20 protein-coding genes are annotated in these 19,585 nt (G+C 36.2%); 17 read left to right on the top strand and 3 right to left on the bottom strand.

The features are described 5' to 3' along the window. Positions 1-3: 3 nt before the first annotated feature. From DN389_RS16970 to DN389_RS16900, 15 genes are all read left to right on the top strand, one after another. On the top strand, positions 4-963 hold the full coding sequence (locus tag DN389_RS16970; RefSeq protein ID WP_000840500.1) for a PhoH family protein: 960 nt from the start codon (positions 4-6) through the stop codon (positions 961-963). 193 nt (positions 964-1,156) lie between these two features. Next, positions 1,157-3,301: an HD family phosphohydrolase gene (locus DN389_RS16965; protein ID WP_046956328.1), complete on the top strand. Its 2,145-nt coding sequence runs from the start codon at positions 1,157-1,159 to the stop codon at positions 3,299-3,301. Further along, positions 3,298-3,768: an rRNA maturation RNase YbeY gene (gene ybeY, locus DN389_RS16960; RefSeq protein WP_000054689.1), complete on the top strand. Its 471-nt coding sequence runs from the start codon at positions 3,298-3,300 to the stop codon at positions 3,766-3,768. Before DN389_RS16965 ends, ybeY begins: the two co-directional genes overlap by 4 nt. Next, positions 3,765-4,118, top strand: a complete 354-nt coding sequence (locus tag DN389_RS16955) for a diacylglycerol kinase family protein (RefSeq protein WP_000715485.1) — start codon at positions 3,765-3,767, stop codon at positions 4,116-4,118. The genes ybeY and DN389_RS16955 overlap by 4 nt, the downstream gene beginning before the upstream one ends. Before the next feature lie 100 nt (positions 4,119-4,218). Continuing rightward, positions 4,219-4,617: a cytidine deaminase gene (locus DN389_RS16950; RefSeq protein ID WP_001086293.1), complete on the top strand. Its 399-nt coding sequence runs from the start codon at positions 4,219-4,221 to the stop codon at positions 4,615-4,617. Next, positions 4,610-5,515 carry a GTPase Era gene (gene era / locus DN389_RS16945; RefSeq protein WP_001080239.1) on the top strand — a complete coding sequence of 302 codons (906 nt, stop codon included), beginning with the start codon at positions 4,610-4,612 and terminating at the stop codon, positions 5,513-5,515. The genes DN389_RS16950 and era overlap by 8 nt, the downstream gene beginning before the upstream one ends. A 176-nt stretch (positions 5,516-5,691) precedes the next feature. Further along, entirely contained in the window at positions 5,692-5,835 is a 144-nt protein-coding gene (locus DN389_RS16940; RefSeq protein ID WP_000883924.1) for a YqzL family protein, read from the top strand. Between the two features lie 33 nt (positions 5,836-5,868). Further along, on the top strand, positions 5,869-6,615 hold the full coding sequence (recO, locus tag DN389_RS16935; protein ID WP_000487012.1) for a DNA repair protein RecO: 747 nt from the start codon (positions 5,869-5,871) through the stop codon (positions 6,613-6,615). Positions 6,616-6,722: 107 nt separating this feature from the next. After that, positions 6,723-7,355 (top strand): transcriptional regulator CcpN, encoded by a 633-nt coding sequence (locus tag DN389_RS16930; RefSeq protein ID WP_000583754.1) that lies wholly within the window; start codon positions 6,723-6,725, stop codon positions 7,353-7,355. A 29-nt stretch (positions 7,356-7,384) separates the two neighbouring features. Further along, on the top strand, positions 7,385-8,197 hold the full coding sequence (locus DN389_RS16925; protein WP_000368941.1) for a pyruvate, water dikinase regulatory protein: 813 nt from the start codon (positions 7,385-7,387) through the stop codon (positions 8,195-8,197). Between the two features lie 850 nt (positions 8,198-9,047). Continuing rightward, entirely contained in the window at positions 9,048-10,844 is a 1,797-nt protein-coding gene (gene dnaG / locus DN389_RS16920) for a DNA primase (protein WP_000528234.1), read from the top strand. A 59-nt stretch (positions 10,845-10,903) separates the two neighbouring features. Beyond that, positions 10,904-12,031: an RNA polymerase sigma factor RpoD gene (gene rpoD / locus DN389_RS16915; RefSeq protein WP_000764061.1), complete on the top strand. Its 1,128-nt coding sequence runs from the start codon at positions 10,904-10,906 to the stop codon at positions 12,029-12,031. Positions 12,032-12,416: 385 nt separating this feature from the next. Further along, a complete protein-coding gene (cccA, locus tag DN389_RS16910) occupies positions 12,417-12,773 on the top strand; it encodes a cytochrome c550 (RefSeq protein WP_000828145.1) in 357 nt (118 codons plus the stop codon). 165 nt (positions 12,774-12,938) lie between these two features. Continuing rightward, complete coding sequence (locus DN389_RS16905) at positions 12,939-13,646, top strand: tRNA (adenine(22)-N(1))-methyltransferase (RefSeq protein ID WP_001006534.1); 708 nt, start codon at positions 12,939-12,941, stop codon at positions 13,644-13,646. Beyond that, positions 13,643-14,764: a Nif3-like dinuclear metal center hexameric protein gene (locus DN389_RS16900; protein ID WP_149237384.1), complete on the top strand. Its 1,122-nt coding sequence runs from the start codon at positions 13,643-13,645 to the stop codon at positions 14,762-14,764. Before DN389_RS16905 ends, DN389_RS16900 begins: the two co-directional genes overlap by 4 nt. Positions 14,765-14,804: 40 nt before the next feature. Here DN389_RS16900 and DN389_RS16895 read toward each other — a convergent pair whose 3' ends face one another. Together DN389_RS16895 and vrrA are read right to left on the bottom strand one after the other, a co-directional pair. Next, positions 14,805-15,755: a 4-hydroxy-3-methylbut-2-enyl diphosphate reductase gene (locus DN389_RS16895; RefSeq protein WP_000706674.1), complete on the bottom strand. Its 951-nt coding sequence runs from the start codon at positions 15,753-15,755 to the stop codon at positions 14,805-14,807. Positions 15,756-15,844: 89 nt separating this feature from the next. Then, a complete protein-coding gene (gene vrrA, locus DN389_RS16890) occupies positions 15,845-16,579 on the bottom strand; it encodes a VrrA/YqfQ family protein (protein ID WP_149237383.1) in 735 nt (244 codons plus the stop codon). A gap of 180 nt (positions 16,580-16,759) precedes the next feature. Here vrrA and DN389_RS16885 point away from each other — a divergent pair, with 180 nt between their 5' ends. Then, positions 16,760-18,070 carry a DEAD/DEAH box helicase gene (locus DN389_RS16885; protein ID WP_000194012.1) on the top strand — a complete coding sequence of 437 codons (1,311 nt, stop codon included), beginning with the start codon at positions 16,760-16,762 and terminating at the stop codon, positions 18,068-18,070. A gap of 190 nt (positions 18,071-18,260) precedes the next feature. Continuing rightward, entirely contained in the window at positions 18,261-19,157 is an 897-nt protein-coding gene (locus tag DN389_RS16880; RefSeq protein ID WP_000912444.1) for a deoxyribonuclease IV, read from the top strand. A gap of 26 nt (positions 19,158-19,183) precedes the next feature. Here the strand turns inward: DN389_RS16880 and DN389_RS16875 are convergent, their stop codons facing one another. After that, on the bottom strand, positions 19,184-19,438 hold the full coding sequence (locus tag DN389_RS16875; RefSeq protein WP_001048965.1) for a DUF2624 domain-containing protein: 255 nt from the start codon (positions 19,436-19,438) through the stop codon (positions 19,184-19,186). Between the last annotated feature and the right edge of the window lie 147 nt (positions 19,439-19,585).

The raw sequence follows: 19,585 nt of genomic DNA, 5'->3' as shown, positions 1-19,585 counted from the left end.
GTAATGGCAGAACAATTAGTAGAAATGAACCAACAATTGGAAAATGCTAACGAAGCAATCGCTCTTTTTGGAGTCAATGATGCTCATTTGAAAGTAATTGAACGGGAATTGAATGTATCGATTGTAACTAGAGGTGAAACTGTTCATGCATCTGGAGCAGTTGAAACTGTGACACTCGTAGAAAAAATCTTACAGCAATTACTTGTTGTTATTCGAAAAGGTATATCAATTACTGAAAGAGATGTTGCGTATGCAATTCAGCTCGCACAACAAGGGAAAATTGCTCAATTTGAAGAGTTATATGAAGAAGAAATCTTTAAAACGGCAAAAGGTAAATCCATTCGTGTAAAAACAATGGGGCAAAGAAGATATATTCATGCAATGAAGAAGAATGATATTGTATTTGGAATGGGACCTGCTGGGACTGGGAAAACATACTTAGCTGTAGTAATGGCTGTGAGAGCTTTAAAGCAAGGGTATGTAAAGAAAATTATTTTAACGAGACCGGCTGTAGAAGCTGGAGAAAGTTTAGGTTTTTTACCAGGAGATTTGAAAGAGAAGGTAGATCCGTATTTACGTCCATTGTATGATGCTTTGCACGATATTCTTGGACAAGAATATACGCAACGTATGATGGAGCGAGGGGTAATTGAAATTGCACCTCTTGCTTATATGAGAGGGCGTACGCTCGATGATTCATTTGTTATTTTAGATGAAGCGCAAAATACAACGGGTGCACAAATAAAAATGTTTTTAACTAGATTAGGTTTTAGTTCTAAAATGGTTATTACGGGGGACCCTTCACAAGTAGACTTACCAAAAGGGGTAAAATCAGGGCTTTCGCTAGCTTCTAACATTTTATCTGGTGTATCAGGTCTTTCATTCATTACATTAGAACAAACGGACGTTGTGAGGCATCCGCTGGTGCAACGTATTATTGAGGCATATGATAAAATGGAATGATCCTATTTGTCAGGATCATTTCTTTTTGTATTAAGGTTGGCGAACGGCATATTTTTTACTATCATAAAAGATAAGAGAAATAAACTATAGGTGCTGGTGTATCAAAATGTTACTTAAAAGTATTGTTGGCTAGAAGAAATGAAAGCTATAAATAGTTTCACTTTATTTCTGGAGAGGAGAAGGTATTGAAATCATGTTAAGATCTGAAGAAATTTCTAAGTGGTTTCGTAATTTACAACATTCGAAAAAACTAAGTTGGATTTCTTACGTTTTATTAGGAGCAGTGCTGTTTTTTGCACTTATGAATAATGTAAAACCAGAGCAATTAGATGTTGATATGTATTCTATTGCAAAAAAAACAATTCATTCTCCTATTAAAATTGAAGATAAGGTTATAACGGACAGAAAAAAACAAGAGGCCGCTCAAAAAGTTGGAGATCAATATACATATAGAAGTGAATATAAACAAAATAGAGTAGATATTGTAAATGATGTTTTTGCTAAGGTAAATGAAGCAATTCAAGAGATGAAAGCTGCTGGACCTGAAGAGCAAAAAAAGATGACCGATGCAAATAAATTAGAAAAATTGAAGAAGAAGTTGCCATCTAATTTAACAAAGGAATTATCGGATGAGAATTTATTATATTTTATTAATGCAGAACCGGATCAATTAGAATTAGCAAAGAACGCGGCTCTAACGTCTATTAGTGTTATTATGGGTGGAAATATTAAAATGTCCGAAGAAATAGCAGCAAAAGAGCGATTTGTTAATGAAATGAAAAGCCTCAATGTGAATAGTGGATTGAAGGAAGCTGTGAACGCGCTAGGATCATATGCGATTACAGCAAATTATTTTTATGATCCGGTTGTAACGAAAGAGAAGAAGAAAGCGGAAGAAGATTTAATTCCACCTGTTTATATTCTTCAAGGACAAGTTATTGTTAGAGAAGGTGAAACAATTTCAAGTGATATGTATAATCAGTTGAAATTAGTCGGTTTATTAGAGAAAGGTAATAGTTTTCAGCCTTATGTTGGATTAGCAGTGCTCATTGGTGTGTTACTGTACTTTATGCATAAGCAGTTTGAAGTATTTTTACAGCGTAAAAGAGAAGATAGACCGTATATTTTAGCGTATATTACAATTTTATCTATCACGATTGTTTTAATGAAAACGATTAGTTTGTTTCAAAAGCTTGAATATGCAGGAATTGCGTATGTTGTTCCGGTTGCGATGGGAACAATACTTGTAAAACTAATGATTGGCGATCGGTTTGTATTTTTAACAAGTATGATTTTTTCTGTGTGCGGAAGTATTATGTTTAATGAAGGGGTAACAAGTACACTGAATTATAGTGTAGGTATTTATGTGTTGTTAAGTTCATTATCAGTAAGCATTTTCTTAAGAGAAAAAAATCGTCGTACGATGATTTTGCAAGCTGGTATACTCGTTTCTATCTTAAATGTGGTCGTCTTAGCGGCGTTATTATTATTACGTAATGGGAATTTTTCACCTCTTGAAATTGGAACGCAATTATTGATGGCTTCCGTTTCAGGAATTATCTCATCCGTTTTGGCTATGGGGATATTACCGTATTTAGAGAGTGGACTTGGAATTGTATCAAGCATGAAGCTTATGGAACTATCAAGTCCGAATCATCCGCTTTTACGTAGAATTTTGTTAGAAGCGCCAGGAACGTATCACCACAGTGTAATGGTAGCGAATCTTTCTGAGGCAGCGTGTGAAGCGGTTGGAGCAAATGGTGTATTAGCACGTGTAGGGGCGTATTATCATGATGTAGGAAAAACAGTACAACCGCAATTCTTTATTGAAAACCAGATGGGAATTGAAAATCCACATGATAAATTAGATCCTGTGACGAGTAAAGATATTATCATTGCTCATGTAACAGATGGAGTCAGAATGCTCGAAGAATACCATATTCCGCAAGAAATTATCGATATTGCTGGACAACACCATGGTACAACATTACTTAAATATTTTTATTATAAGGCGATTAAAGAAGATAAAGAAAAATATACAGAAGAGATGTTTCGCTATCCGGGATCAAAAGCAACTTCTAAAGAGTCGGCAATTGTTGGTATTGCTGATAGTGTTGAGGCGGCGGTACGTTCTATGAATCACCCAACGCCAGATCAAATTAATAATTTAGTACAAAGTATTATTAAAGATCGCCTGCAAGATGGGCAATTTAGTGAATGTGATTTGACGTTTAAGGAACTACAAATCGTTGGAAAAACGTTATGTGAAACGTTAAATGGTATTTTCCATTCGCGTATTACATATCCGGAACCACCGGAAGAGAAGGAGAAAGAATGAGTTTATTAATTGATTTCATTGATGAAACAGAAGAAGTGAAAGAAGAATATGTGAATTTAATTCGTGAGATATTAGAAAAAGCAGCTCAAATGGAAAAAATAGAGGATGGTGCGGAGTTATCAGTGACATTTGTAGATAACGAACGCATTCGCGAGATTAATCGTGATTACCGAGATAAGGATCAGCCTACTGATGTCATTTCCTTTGCTATGGAAGAAATGGGAGAAGGAGAAATGGAAATTGTAGGTGCAGAGATGCCTCGTATGTTAGGTGACCTTATTATTTCTATTCCGAGAGCGAAAGAACAAGCTGAAGAGTATGGACATTCTTTTGATCGTGAACTTGGCTTTTTAGCGTTACATGGCTTTTTACATTTACTTGGTTATGACCACATGACAGAAGAGGATGAAAAAGAAATGTTTGGAAGACAAAAAGAAATTTTAGAGGCATTTGGATTAGGTCGATGAAAAAAGGAAAACTTATAAATAGTTTTGGATATGCTATAGCAGGTATATTCTTTTGTCTTCGTCATGAACGAAATATGAAAATTCATTATGTAGCCGCAGTCATTGTTATATGCTGCGGCTTTTATTTCCATATTACGAAAGTAGAGTGGATGGTATTACTTATTGTAATAGGAATTGTAATGAGTTTAGAGATGGTAAATACGGCTGTGGAGAAAACAGTAGATTTAGCGACTACCGATATACATCCGTTTGCGAAAATTGCAAAGGATGTCGCAGCCGGATCGGTTTTATTGTTTGCGATAATAGCCGTTATAATTGGTGCTATTATCTTTTTGCCGTATGTGGTATAGTTGCATTCCAAAGCTTTTATGAAGCTTTGAAAGTGCTGTAAAGGCCTTTAATAAGAGAGTGTATCTTATTCACAGCTGTGGACAGGAAGGATGCGGGAATATGAATAGTAAACAATTAATTCAAGAAGCAATCGAAGCGCGTAAACAAGCGTACGTACCATATTCTAAATTTCAAGTAGGTGCAGCATTATTAACACAGGATGGAAAAGTATATCGTGGATGTAATGTTGAAAATGCATCATATGGTTTATGTAACTGTGCAGAAAGAACAGCTTTATTTAAGGCGATTTCTGAAGGAGATAAAGAGTTTGTAGCTATTGCAGTTGTAGCGGATACAAAGCGTCCGGTACCTCCTTGTGGAGCATGCCGACAAGTTATGGTAGAATTATGTAAACAGGATACGAAAGTATACCTATCAAATTTACATGGTGACGTTCAAGAGACTACAGTTGGAGAATTGTTACCAGGAGCATTTTTAGCGGAGGATTTACATGAATAGAAAAGGTTATAAATCAGGTTTTGTCTCTATTATTGGCAGACCGAATGTTGGAAAATCTACATTTTTAAATCGTATTATCGGCCAGAAAATTGCCATTATGAGTGACAAGCCACAAACAACTCGTAATAAAATTCAAGGCGTATATACAGAAAATGATTCACAAGTAATTTTCATTGATACACCAGGAATACATAAACCTAAACATAAATTAGGCGACTTCATGGTGAAGATGGCTCAAACGACATTAAAAGAAGTTGATATTGTTCTGTTTATGGTCAATGCAGTTGAAGGATTTGGTCGTGGTGAGGAATTCATTATTGAGAAATTAAAAGAAACGAAACAACCAGTATTTTTAGTAATTAATAAAATTGACCAACTTCATCCAGAGCAATTATTAGAGTTAATTGATCAATACCGTAAACTATATGAATTTGCAGAGATTGTACCAATTTCTGCATTAGATGGCAATAATGTGGATGCTTTAATTGGAACAATTAAAAAGTATTTACCAGAAGGACCGCAATACTACCCAGATAATCAAGTAACGGATCATCCAGAGCGATTTATTATTTCAGAGCTTATTCGTGAAAAAGTATTACATTTAACACGTGAAGAAGTGCCGCACTCTGTAGCGGTTGTTATTGATGCAATTCAAAAACGTGAGGGCGGAGCGGTTTATATAAACGCAACGATTGTTGTTGAACGTGCATCACAAAAAGGAATTATTATAGGTAAGCAAGGAAAGATGTTAAAAGAAGTCGGTAAGCGAGCTCGTTTTGACATTGAAGCATTACTTGGTTCTAAAGTATTTTTAGAAGTATGGGTAAAAGTACAAAAAGATTGGCGTAATAAAATGTCTCAGCTTCGTGACCTTGGTTTCCGCGAAGACGAGTACTAAAATAGAGTAAAGCTGTAATCAGCGGATGTTTTATTCATCCGCTGATTATTGGTTTTTATGAGTTTTGATAAATTAGGAAAAATTTTTCTCACATGAAAATGGACAAAATGGGTCAATTTAATAACAACAAAGGAAATTGGTTTATAGGCTACGCTTATTGAGAAAGGTGGATTCTTATGCTAGATTTTACCTGGAAGTTTTTCTCCAAAACAGGAAGCATTGAAACGTACTTGCTTTTGAAAGAAATGGAAAAAGACGTAAACGATGAGATGGATCAACATGAAGAGGAGCTAGCGCATCTAGACTCTCCAATTTCTTGACCCGTTTTGTTCAAACCTTGGATGGTGACGAACATGTTTCAAAAAGTTGAGGGCATCGTTATCCGTACGACAGATTACGGAGAAACGAACAAGATTGTTACAATATTCTCAAGAGAATTGGGTAAGGTAAGTGCAATGGCAAGAGGAGCGAAAAAACCGAAAAGCCGGTTAGCATCTGTTTCGCAACTTATGACCCATGGTAATTTTCTTATTCAAATGGGATCTGGACTTGGAACTTTGCAACAAGGCGAGATTATTTCAACTATGAAAGAAATTCGCGAGGATATATTTTTAACTGCTTATGCATCATTTATTGTTGAGTTAACTGATAAAGCAACAGAAGATAAAAAACATAATCCATATTTATTTGAAATGTTATATCAAACGTTGCATTATATGTGTGAGGGTGTTGATTCAGAAGTATTATCATTAATTTATCAAACGAAAATGCTTCCGGTATTAGGGATGCGCCCGTACTTTGATACATGTGCGATTTGTCATCAAGAAACAGATTTTGTCGCCTTCTCTGTCCGGGAAGGCGGTTTTCTGTGCTCGCGTCATGCTGAGCAAGACCAGTATCGTATACCAGTGGGAGAAGCTGTTCATAAATTATTACGTCTTTTCTACCACTTCGATTTACATAGACTTGGCAATGTATCGGTGAAGGATAGCACAAAAAAACAAATGCGTTTAGTATTGAATACATATTATGATGAATATTGCGGGATTTATTTGAAGTCAAGACGTTTCTTAGAACAACTTGATAAGTTTCAAATATAATTTAGGGCCGTATACGGTCCTTTTTACATCCTATCTTTTTCAAATAGCATATTTAGTATATAATATTTAAGAGATAGTATAACTTTTTTCGTTGTGCATTAAAGGTGGTGATTATCATAGAGCTGAATAAACGGCAAGAACATATCATTCAGATTGTAAAAGATCACGGTCCTATTACAGGGGAGTCAATTGCTGCGCAATTAGGATTAACACGTGCAACGCTAAGACCAGACTTAGCAATTTTAACGATGGCTGGTTATTTAGAAGCGCGTCCACGCGTAGGTTATTTTTATACGGGTAAAACCGGGGGGCAGCTATTATCTGAGGCTGTTAAGAAAATTAAAGTACAAGATTATCAATCTAGACCAGCTGTAATTGATAAAAATGTATCAGTATACGATGCGATTTGTACAATGTTTTTAGAGGACGTAGGTACCTTATTTGTTGTAGATCAGGCGATTCTATTAGTTGGTGTTGTGTCTCGTAAAGATTTATTAAGAGCTAGCCTTGGAAAGCAGGATTTAACCTCTCTTCCGGTTAATATTATCATGACAAGGATGCCAAACATTACGATGTGTCGTAGAGAGGATTCTTTATATGATATTGCGATGGAATTAATAGAAAGACAGATTGATGCGATGCCGGTTGTGAAAGATACGAAGCAAGGTTTAGAAGTGATTGGACGAATTACAAAAACAAATATTACACGTGCGTTTGTAAACTTAGTAAATAACGAATAAGTGTAATTTGTTTAAAGTGAGGTAATATAATGGATAATAAAATCGTATATGTCGTATCTGACTCTGTTGGAGAAACGGCTGATTTGGTTGTTCGAGCAGCGATGGGGCAATTCCCATTTGCTCCTGATATTAGACGTGTACCGTATGTAGAAGATACAGGGACATTAAAAGAAGTGATTTCGATTGCTAAGAGCAATCAAGCGCTTATTTGTTTTACGTTAGTAAAGCCTGACATGCGTCAGTATTTAGTGACAGAGGCTGCGAAAGAAGGCGTAGAGGCATATGATATTATCGGGCCTCTTATCGATCAAATTGAAGAAATTACAGGGCAAGTACCAAGATATGAGCCGGGTGTTGTTCGTAGATTAGATGAAGAATACTTTAAAAAGATTGAAGCGATTGAGTTTGCTGTAAAGTATGATGATGGTAGAGACGCGCGTGGTATTTTAAAAGCAGATATCGTGTTGATTGGGATTTCGCGCACATCAAAAACACCACTTTCTCAATATTTAGCTCATAACAAACGTTTGAAAGTTGCTAATGTACCGCTCGTACCAGAAGTAGATCCGCCTGAAGAGTTATATCAAGTGGCTAAAGAAAAATGCTTCGGTTTGAAAATTACGCCAGAGAAGTTGAATCATATTCGAAAAGAGCGATTGAAATCACTTGGACTAAGTGATGGTGCAACATATGCCAATATTAATCGTATTAAAGAAGAAATTGATCACTTTGAGAATGTAGTTGGTAAAATAAATTGTCAAGTAATTGATGTATCGAATAAAGCGATTGAAGAAACAGCCAACATTATTGTGAATGCAGTGCAAAACCAAAAATTGTTTTAGCACATTTACCAAAGGTGAATGTGCTTTTTTCGCTCGTGAGAAACATAATACCTGTTGATTTCGTAATAGATTATAGCGGAGTGGTTATACTTATATTCTTCTGTCTTTTTATTATGCTAAAGGCAGGGTTTCGTTATCCTGAAATAGAAGATGAAAAAATAAAGGGATATGTAGCGTAGTTGAAGAAAATATATTATAATAAAAAATTGTGATAAAAACCTATATTTTACGTTTAGACTTTAATTTTTCAGAATAAACTAGGGATAGGATTTACGAAAAGACATGTAATTACGTTAAATCGACAAAATCTATACAAGAAAACGCACATTATGGAAGGATTCGCAGAAGGGATGTAGAATACAGAAATATGCAAAACATCAATATCGTATTAGTTGATGCAGATGCATAGCCTGTGAATGCTGAAAACTGTGCAAGTTGGAACGAAAGTTCATGTCGAAATTTTTTTTGTCACATCGTATGCTCATCGTTTAAGGAAGAAGCAAGGGAAATTGGATCTATGTAGATACTGAATAAGCTAAAGTTGATTTTTTATATGTATCAACATGCAAAAAACAGATCTCGTGATCACATAGGATATGGTGCTTGCTAGTCTTCTTGTAAAAAAGTGTATATGTATTGTCTCCAGGAGGTACATTTGTAACAGGTGAGCAAATGGATACAATTTTATATAGTAGGTACGTATCTGCGAAATTACGCAGAAAAGGGCCTACAAAATCGTTTGATAACGTGATCGACAACACTTTCTAATAAGTTTAGAAAAAATATTGTCGAATTATAAAGGAATTTTTTAATTTTTATCGAATACAAAATACGACACGGAGATGGATTTATGGGGAACAGAATTCCCGAAGAAGTTGTTGAACAGATTCGGACGTCATCGGATATTGTAGAAGTGATTGGTGAATACGTTCAACTTAGAAAACAGGGGCGTAACTATTTCGGCCTTTGTCCATTTCATGGTGAGAATTCTCCTTCATTCTCTGTTTCATCTGATAAGCAAATTTTTCATTGCTTCGGATGTGGAGAAGGTGGAAATGTATTTTCCTTTCTAATGAAAATGGAAGGATTGGCTTTTACCGAGGCTGTTCAAAAGCTAGGTGAAAGAAATGGAATGGCGGTTGCAGAGTATACATCAGGGCAAGGACAACAAGAAGACATATCTGATGACACTGTCATCATGCAACAGGCTCATGAACTTTTGAAAAAGTATTATCATCATTTATTAGTAAATACAGAAGAAGGAAATGAAGCACTTTCGTATTTGTTAAAACGTGGTATTACGAAAGAGATGATTGAGAAGTTTGAAATTGGTTATGCGTCACCTGCTTGGGATGCAGCAACGAAAATTTTACAAAAAAGAGGTTTATCGCTGTCTAGTATGGAACAAGCTGGTCTTCTCATAAGAAGCGAGAAGGATGGTAGTCATTATGATCGCTTCCGTGGAAGAGTTATGTTTCCAATCTATACGTTACAAGGTAAAGTGATAGCGTTTAGTGGAAGGGCATTAGGAGATGACACTCCGAAATATTTAAATAGCCCTGAAACACCGATTTTTCATAAAAGTAAATTGTTGTATAACTTCCACCAAGCGAGACCGTTTATTAGAAAACGTGGGCAAGTGGTCCTTTTTGAAGGGTATGCCGACGTAATGGCTGCGGTAAAAAGTGGTGTGGAAGAAGCTGTCGCGACAATGGGAACAGCTTTAACTGAAGAACAAGCAAAACTTCTGCGACGTAACGTTGAAACTGTTGTTCTTTGCTATGATGGTGATAAAGCAGGGCGAGAAGCAACGATGAAAGCAGGGCAATTATTGCTAAAAGTTGGTTGCCAAGTGAAAGTTACATCCTTGCCAGATAAGCTTGATCCTGATGAATATGTGCAACAATATGGGACAACTGCTTTTGAAAATCTTGTGAAATCAAGTATAAGTTTTGTTGGTTTTAAAATAAATTATTTGCGTTTAGGGAAAAATTTGCAAGATGAGTCTGGCAAAGAAGAATATGTGAAAAGTGTTTTAAAAGAGTTATCGTTGCTACAGGATGCGATGCAGGCAGAATCATATTTGAAGTCATTATCGCAAGAATTTTCGTATTCAATGGAAACTCTTTTGAATCAATTGCACCAATATCGCAAAGAACAAAAGGTACAGCAAAAACAAGTAAAGCAGGTTTCTAAGCCGTCTCAAATTGTTCAAACAAAACCGAAGTTAACAGGTTTTGAAAGGGCAGAAAGAGAAATTATTTATCATATGTTGCAAAGTCCAGAAGTGGCTGTTCGTATGGAATCCCACATAGAAGATTTTCATACAGAAGAACATAAAGGGATTTTATATGAACTATACGCATATTATGAAAAGGGAAATGAACCTTCAGTCGGAACATTTTTAAGTTGGCTCTCTGATGAGAAGTTGAAAAATATTATCACTGATATTTCGACGGATGAATTTATTAATCCAGAATACACAGAAGAAGTGTTACAAGGCCATTTAGAGACGCTCAGCCGTCATCAAGAAAAACTTGAAAAGATGGAAATCATCTTTAAGGTAAAACAAATGGAAAAAACAGATCCTGTAGAGGCTGCTAAATATTATGTAGCATATTTACAAAATCAAAAAGCGAGAAAATAGCTTTTTTGATAAATTTTTAGTATAATGAATGTTTGTATCTCGCGTAAGGAGGGGAACAGATGGCTGACAAACCAGCTCGTTCTAAACAAATTGAAACTGAAATGACCCTTGAGCAAGTGAAAGAACAACTCACTGAGCTCGGAAAAAAACGTGGCGTTCTTACATATGAAGAGATTGCAGAACGCATGAATGGATTTGAAATTGAATCCGATCAAATGGATGAATACTATGAATATTTAGGTGAACAAGGGATTGACTTAGTTGGTGACAATGATAACGACGAAGGTCCTAATAATCGCCAAATTACAAAAGCGGAAGAAGAATTCGACCTTAATGATTTAAGTGTACCACCTGGGGTTAAAATCAATGATCCTGTTCGTATGTATTTAAAAGAAATTGGTCGTGTAGATTTACTATCTGCAGAAGAAGAAATTCGACTTGCAACGCGTATTGAAGAAGGCGATGAAGAAGCGAAACGTCGTCTTGCAGAAGCAAACTTACGTCTTGTAGTAAGTATTGCAAAGCGCTACGTAGGCCGTGGTATGCTTTTCTTAGACTTAATCCAAGAAGGGAATATGGGTCTAATTAAAGCGGTTGAAAAGTTCGATTATCGTAAAGGTTTCAAATTTAGTACGTATGCAACTTGGTGGATTCGCCAAGCGATTACACGTGCGATTGCAGACCAAGCACGAACAATTCGTATTCCAGTTCATATGGTTGAAACGATTAATAAGTTAATTCGTGTACAACGTCAATTACTACAAGATTTAGGACGCGAACCATCTCCTGAAGAGATTGGTGAAGAAATGGATCTTGCTCCAGAAAAAGTACGCGAAATTTTAAAAATTGCACAGGAGCCAGTTTCTCTTGAAACACCGATTGGTGAAGAAGATGACTCCCATTTAGGTGATTTTATTGAAGACCAAGAAGCAACATCGCCTGCGGACCATGCAGCGTATGAATTGCTAAAAGAACAATTAGAAGATGTGTTAGATACACTAACAGATCGTGAAGAAAATGTTCTACGTCTTCGTTTTGGTTTAGATGATGGACGAACTCGTACGCTTGAAGAAGTTGGGAAAGTATTCGGCGTAACGAGAGAACGTATCCGTCAAATTGAAGCAAAAGCACTTCGTAAATTAAGACATCCAAGCCGTAGTAAGCGTCTTAAGGATTTCTTAGAATAGGCTACTTTTAAGTTTACTTCACCTTTGTGAAGTAAACTTTTTTATTTTGTTAACTTTTGTTAAACTTTAGCTATCGGCAACGATTACAATTTCTTGTAATTTATTTTACAGAATTGTCTTTTGATTTGCAAATGCTCATTTTTCGATTTTTCGATTAATTTTGTGTATTCTATACAAAAATATATGTAGAAAAGTGAAAAATATGATGAGAAACGTTAATAATTATCGAAATAATAAGCGATATAACAATAAAAAACAATAAACTGAATTTATGGAATATTTTTAACGATTAGTAGTTTACTCTTTTCTGATAGAACGTTTTCAAGTACAATGGAAATGACTGAATCATCTAACTATTTAGGGGTATAGAGGGGGGAGAAGAGATATGAAACGTAATCCGCTGATTCCGTTCGCTCTTATTGCAGCATTAGGTATTATCGTTATGTTTGTATTTTCATTTCAGGGGCTAAATAAATCTAAAGAGTTAGCTGATGCAAAAAATGGTGGGAAGCCAGCACAAACAGCATCAAAGCCAGAGGATATTGTGAAGCAAAGCTGTACGAGCTGCCACGGTGACCAGTTACAAGGGGCAGTAGGACCTAATTTACAAAAAATTGGTGGGAAACTTTCAAAAGATGAAATTAAAGAAATTCTTTCGAAAGGAAAAGGAAATATGCCACCAAATATAGTTCCAGCTGATCAAGCCGCTAAAGTAGCTGATTGGTTATCGAAGAAAAAATAAAGTTCCGTATGACAAGTCTTTTGCTTATGCAAAGGGCTTGTTTTTCTATATTTTCTAAAATACGATGAGTGATAGAGAAGTGAATTGTTTTTATAGGCTTGCAACAACTACTATAAATTCATTATCATGGAGACAGACTGACAAGAGAAGGAGTAATGGAAATACATGAATGAAGTAAAGCTTTCAAAACGATTAGAAGAAGTAGTGCGTGAAATACCAGTAGGATCTACAGTAGCTGATATTGGATCGGATCATGCGTATTTACCGTGTTATACAATTATAAATAATATTGCTACAAAAGCAGTTGCTGGAGAGGTTGTAGATGGACCATTTCGCTCTGCACAAGCAACTGTAGCTGAAAGTGGCTTACAAGATAAAATAGATGTGCGTAAAGGGAATGGATTAGCTGTTATCGCGCCAGGAGAAGTAGATGTAATTACGGTTGCTGGAATGGGCGGAGCGTTAATTCGTGACATTTTAGAAAGTGGTAAAGAAAAATTAGAAGGGGTAACTCGTTTAATTTTACAGCCGAATATTGCAGCGCATCACATTCGTGAATGGTTTATTGAGAATGGATGGGAGCTTATCCATGAAAAAATCGTAAAAGAAGATGGGAAAATTTATGAGATTTTAGTAGGCGAGCGAGGAAACATCGCGGTGCCTTATTCTGAGAATAAACAAGCGGAATTATTTATGGGGCCATTTTTAATAAAAGAAAAAGGTGAAGCTTTCGTTGAAAAATGGGAAGGAGAATTAAAAAACTTCCAAAATATTTTAAAGCAGTTAGAACGTGCGGCTGATTCTGAAGAAACAAAAGCGAAGCGTGCGGAAGTAGAAGCGAAAATGAAAATGATACGGGAGGTTTTATCATGAGTAAAATTCCAAATGGCCATGAAATTATTTCTTTATTTGAAAGTATGTATCCGAAGCATTTGGCGATGGAAGGAGATAAGATTGGCCTGCAAATTGGAGCGCTTAATAAACCCGTACAACACGTATTGATTGCGTTAGATGTAACGGAGGAAGTTGTGGATGAAGCAATTCAATTAGGGGCGAATGTCATTATTGCGCATCACCCTTTAATTTTTAATCCGTTAAAAGCGATTCATACAGATAAAGCGTACGGAAGAATTATTGAAACGTGTATTAAAAATGATATTGCCATTTATGCAGCACATACAAATGTGGATGTTGCTAAGGGCGGGGTAAATGATTTACTTGCTGAGGCGTTAGGATTGCAAAATACAGAAGTTTTGGCACCGACATATGCAGAAGAAATGAAAAAAGTTGTTGTGTTTGTGCCAGTAACTCATGCAGAAGAAGTACGAAAAGCATTAGGAGACGCAGGTGCTGGTCATATCGGCAATTATAGCCACTGTACGTTTAATAGCGAGGGTATAGGCACGTTTGTACCTCAAGAGGGAACAAATCCTTATATCGGGGAAACTGGGCAGTTAGAACGCGTAGAAGAAGTGCGAATCGAAACGATAATTCCAGCTTCACTACAGCGAAAAGTGATTAAAGCAATGGTAACGGCACATCCATATGAAGAAGTAGCATATGATGTGTATCCACTTGATAACAAAGGTGAAACATTAGGGCTTGGAAAAATAGGATATTTACAAGAAGAAATGACACTTGGACAGTTTGCGGAACATGTAAAGCAATCATTAGATGTGAAGGGCGCAAGAGTTGTTGGGAAATTAGATGATAAAGTGCGTAAAGTGGCTGTACTTGGTGGCGATGGTAACAAATACATCAATCAAGCTAAATTTAAAGGAGCGGATGTATATGTAACAGGTGACATGTATTATCATGTTGCTCATGATGCGATGATGCTCGGTTTAAATATAGTTGACCCAGGACATAACGTTGAAAAAGTAATGAAGCAAGGTGTACAAAAGCAATTACAAGAAAAAGTGGATGCAAAGAAATTCAATGTACACATTCATGCTTCGCAATTACATACAGATCCATTTACATTTGTATAAGAAAAATAAAAACCGTTGCTCGTATAGGCAACGGTTTTTATTATTGTTCTTTTTTCACTTTTACACGAGGTAATATTTTTTGTAACGGTACTTTTCGAACTCTCTCCCATGTAGCGGGATTCATTGGATCATATTGATCTAAGAAAGCGATAACTTCTTTTGTAATTGGAGTTGGAGTAGAAGCACCTGCTGTAACAGCTACGTTTTCTACACCTTGTAGCCACTCTAATTTAATCTCACTTACGTCTGCAACGCGGTATGCTTTCGTACCAGCGATTTCTTGTGATACTTGTGCTAAACGGTTTGAGTTGTTACTTTTCGGATCACCGACAACAATTGTTAAGTCTGCAACATCAGCTTGTTTAGCGACAGCTTCTTGGCGAACTTGAGTTGCTAAACAAATTTCCTTATGGAATTCTGCTGTTGGGAATTTTTTCTGAATGTCCTCCATTAAATGTTGAACATCCCATTGGCTCATCGTTGTTTGATTTGTAACTAAAATTTTATCTGTTGGAATTTCTAATGTTTTTAAATCATCAGCTCTTTCGATAAGGTGAACGATGTCCGGTGCAATACCAACTGCACCTTCTGGTTCTGGATGATTTTTTTTGCCGATATAAATGACATGGTAACCTTCAGCTTTCTTTGCTTCAATAAGATCATGTGTTTTTGTAACATCTGGACAAGTGGCATCGATTGTCGTTAAACCTTTTTCTTTTGCACGTTGTTTAACTTCTGGAGAAACACCGTGTGCTGTGAAAATAACAGTACCAGATTCGATTTTATCTAAAATTTCTAATCGACTTGGACCGTCTAACGTAATGATGCCATCTTCTTCGAATGCATCTGTTACATGTTTGTTGTGAACAATCATACCTAAAATATAAATAGGTCTTGGTAATGATGTATCTAATGCGGCGTTACGTGCAATAACCATCGCGTCCACAACACCGTAGCAATAACCACGAGGGGAAATTTTAACAATTTTCATATGAGTAATCCTCTCCTTCTAAACAAGGGATACTTTTGTGCATAGTCTTTTACATTATAAAGGAGGAATGGATAGAAAACAAAGGATTGTTACACATATAGTTTTGGTTTTGTTGCTATTTTATGAACAGGCTCCTCTCGTAATTCTTTTTCTATGACAGGCCCAATCACTAATTTTTTTCTTTTTCTTTTTTTTTGTGGAGGAGGCGGAGTTGCTACCTCAACCTTTTCTGTTATGTCTTCAGTTGGATTTTCAGTTGGATCTTCTTCCGTACTTTTTCCAGAGGTGAGGATTTTAACAATGCTTGGTAGGTTACGCATAATAGGACCGTACTGTTCGACGACAGGGCTTACAGATTGAACGACTTGGGATACTTTTTCAATATTGTTTATCATATTAGTTGGATTCGAAATTAAATTTGCAAAAAAACTGCCGATGCCGCTACTTGATGCTGCTGTAGTTGCTGCACCGCCGCGCGTTTCATTTGATTCATACATTTGAGGGGGGATCATTTGCTCTGGATGTTGCTGCATGTATGGTTGATATTGTTGTGAGTACTGCTGCGGGTATTGCTGTTGGTATCGGTATTGTTGTTGATATTGGGGCGGCGGTTGTTGGTGCATCATTGGCGGCGGTCCATCCATTTGTCGATAAGGTGGAACCATTTGCATGAAAGGCTCGGTTGGATCGTGTTTTTTAAAGAGTTTAGCAAGGAAACCTTTCTTTTTTTGCGCCATCGGTGGTAGTTGTGGAATTGGATATGGTGTATAAGGTTGCTGTCCTTGATTCGGATACATTTGCCTTGTATGGGATTTTGGAAACATGTGAGAACTCCTCCTTTCTTCAGTTAGGTATATACACATACAATATGCAATAAGAGGGAAGAAGGTTAGTTTTTGAAGTAAAAACCTAAACTAAAGATGGATTTTACTTGTAGATTTCGATATAATGTAGACTTGGCTGATTTGTGCGCGCAGTAGAAATTTAGAAAGAAGGTGTAACTTATGACACAACAAACTTTTACACAGTATGATTTTAAACCATTTTTAATAGATGCAGTTCGTGAACTACGCTTTACAGAGCCGACAGGAATTCAAAAGAAAATTTTCCCGGTCGTGAAAAAAGGTGTAAGTGTAATTGGACAATCCCAAACAGGTTCTGGGAAAACACATGCATACTTACTTCCTACATTGAACAGAATTAATGCAAGTCGTGAAGAAGTACAACTTGTTATTACAGCGCCTACTCGTGAGTTAGCACAACAAATTTACGAAGAAATCGTGAAATTAACAAAGTTTTGTGCGGAAGATCAAATGATTACAGCACGTTGTTTAATTGGTGGAACTGATAAACAACGATCAATTGAAAAGTTGAAAAAACAACCTCATATTGTAGTTGGAACACCAGGACGTATTAAAGATTTAGTAGAAGCACAAGCATTATTTGTTCATAAAGCAAATACTATTATTGTCGATGAAGCAGACTTAATGCTTGATATGGGATTCATTCATGATGTAGACAAAATTGCATCACGCATGCCTAGAAACTTGCAAATGCTAGTTTTCTCTGCAACAATTCCTCAAAAACTAAAACCGTTTCTGAAGAAATATATGGAGAATCCAGAGCATATTCATATCAATCCAAAACAAGTTGCGGCTGGGAATATTGAGCATTATTTAGTACCTTCTAAACATCGTAACAAAATCGATTTAGTGAACAAAATGTTGCTACAATTTAAACCGTATTTAGCAGTTGTTTTCACGAATACGAAGAAGATGGCGGATCAGGTTGCTGACGGATTAATGGAACGTGGCTTAAAAGTTGGACGAATTCACGGAGATTTATCACCGCGTGATCGTAAAAAAATGATGAAACAAATTCGTGATCTTGAATTCCAATATATTGTTGCAACTGATTTAGCAGCACGTGGTATTGATATTGAAGGAATTAGTCATGTTATTAACTACGAACTTCCATCAGATTTAGATTTCTTCGTTCACCGCGTTGGAAGAACAGCACGTGCGGGGCATTCAGGTATTGCAGTGACAATTTATGATCCAGCAAACGAAGAAGCGTTAGATAGTTTAGAAAAACAACGTCATATTGAGTTCAAGCATGTAGAGTTACGCGGAGATGAGTGGGCGGATTTAGGTGAACGTCGTCGTCGTAAGAGCCGTAAAAAACCAAATGACGAACTTGATGTTATGGCAACGAAAGTTATTAAAAAGCCGAAAAAAGTAAAACCAAACTATAAACGTAAACTTGCAACAGAACGTGATAAAGTGAAGAAAAAATATAGCAATAAAAAAAGATAAGGGGAGCCCCCTTATCTTTTTTTATCCGGATATTTGCGGGATAATAATCGGTGGGGAATGGAAAAACACTGATTAAAGTTTCGGTGTAGCTAGTTACAATTTGCGTAGTGTTTTAGGAACAAACAATTCGCTACATATTTCTACAAATTATGCTATCATTATATCTATTGTATATTGAAGAGGTGATTGTATGTTAAAGATTGGATCTCATGTTTCTATGAGTGGTAAGAAAATGTTATTAGCAGCAAGTGAAGAGGCTGTTTCATACGGTGCAACGACGTTTATGATTTATACAGGTGCACCGCAAAATACACGAAGAAAACCAATTGAAGAATTGAACATAGAAGCAGGAAGAAAACATATGGAACTAAACGGTATTGAGGAAATTATCGTACATGCGCCATATATTATTAATCTTGGGAATACGACGAAGCCAGAAACATTCCAATTAGGTGTAGACTTCCTTCGCATGGAAATTGAAAGAACATCGGCATTAGGTGTAGCGAAACAAATCGTTCTTCACCCAGGTGCGCACGTTGGTGCAGGAGCGGATGCTGGTATTCAACAAATTATTAAAGGGCTTAATGAAGTATTAACGCCAGAGCAGACGGTTAACATTGCGTTAGAAACGATGGCAGGAAAAGGAACAGAATGCGGTCGTAGCTTTGAAGAAATTGCAAAGATTATTGATGGTGTAAAATATAATGAAAAATTATCAGTATGCTTTGATACGTGTCATACGCACGATGCAGGATATGATATTGTAAATGATTTTGACGGCGTATTAAATGAATTTGATAAGATTGTTGGTATGGATCGTTTGCAAGTACTTCATATTAATGATAGTAAAAATGTATGCGGCGCAGGAAAGGACCGTCATGAAAATATCGGCTTCGGTCATATCGGTTATAAAGCGTTACATCATATTGTGCATCATCCGCAGTTAATGCACGTACCAAAAATCCTTGAAACGCCATATGTAGGTGAAGATAAAAAAGATAAGAAGCCGCCATATAAATTAGAAATCGAAATGCTGAAAAATGGTACTTTTGATGAAGGGATTCTTGAGAAAATTAAAGCGCAATAAGCAATAAGGAGGGGATTTTCCCCTCCTTATTTTAGTAGTTGCTGAAATAAAGTATTTACTTGTTGGGCAGTAGCAGGGGAGGTTACTTTTGCTATTTGTTTTAAGAGCTCTAGCCGTTCGTCATTATCGTAAATGTTAATATTCTTTCCTTTCATAAGTAAAACAATTTGATCCGCTTGTGCAGTCGTAATAGAAACTTCATACTCTTTACTATATTTCAATAACTCTTTTGTAGAAATATGATTTAATTTTTTATTTACAAGTTGTTTAATGAGGTTCATTGAGTTATCCTCCTTCACACGTTCTTCTATCGAAATATATGAGTACGTAGCTTGTACATATTCGTATAGAGTTTCTTTTTTCATGAGAAAAAGAAGCGTATGTTATAATATAAGGACAAAACTATAGAAAAAGAGTATAAGGAGGAC

Origin of the sequence: Bacillus sp. AY3-1 (genome assembly GCF_008368785.1) — a bacterium.
Taxonomy (GTDB): Bacteria; Bacillota; Bacilli; order Bacillales; family Bacillaceae_G; genus Bacillus_A; species Bacillus_A wiedmannii.
Note: the sequence above shows the minus strand (reverse complement) of the source record. Positions and strands in the feature narration are given on the sequence as shown.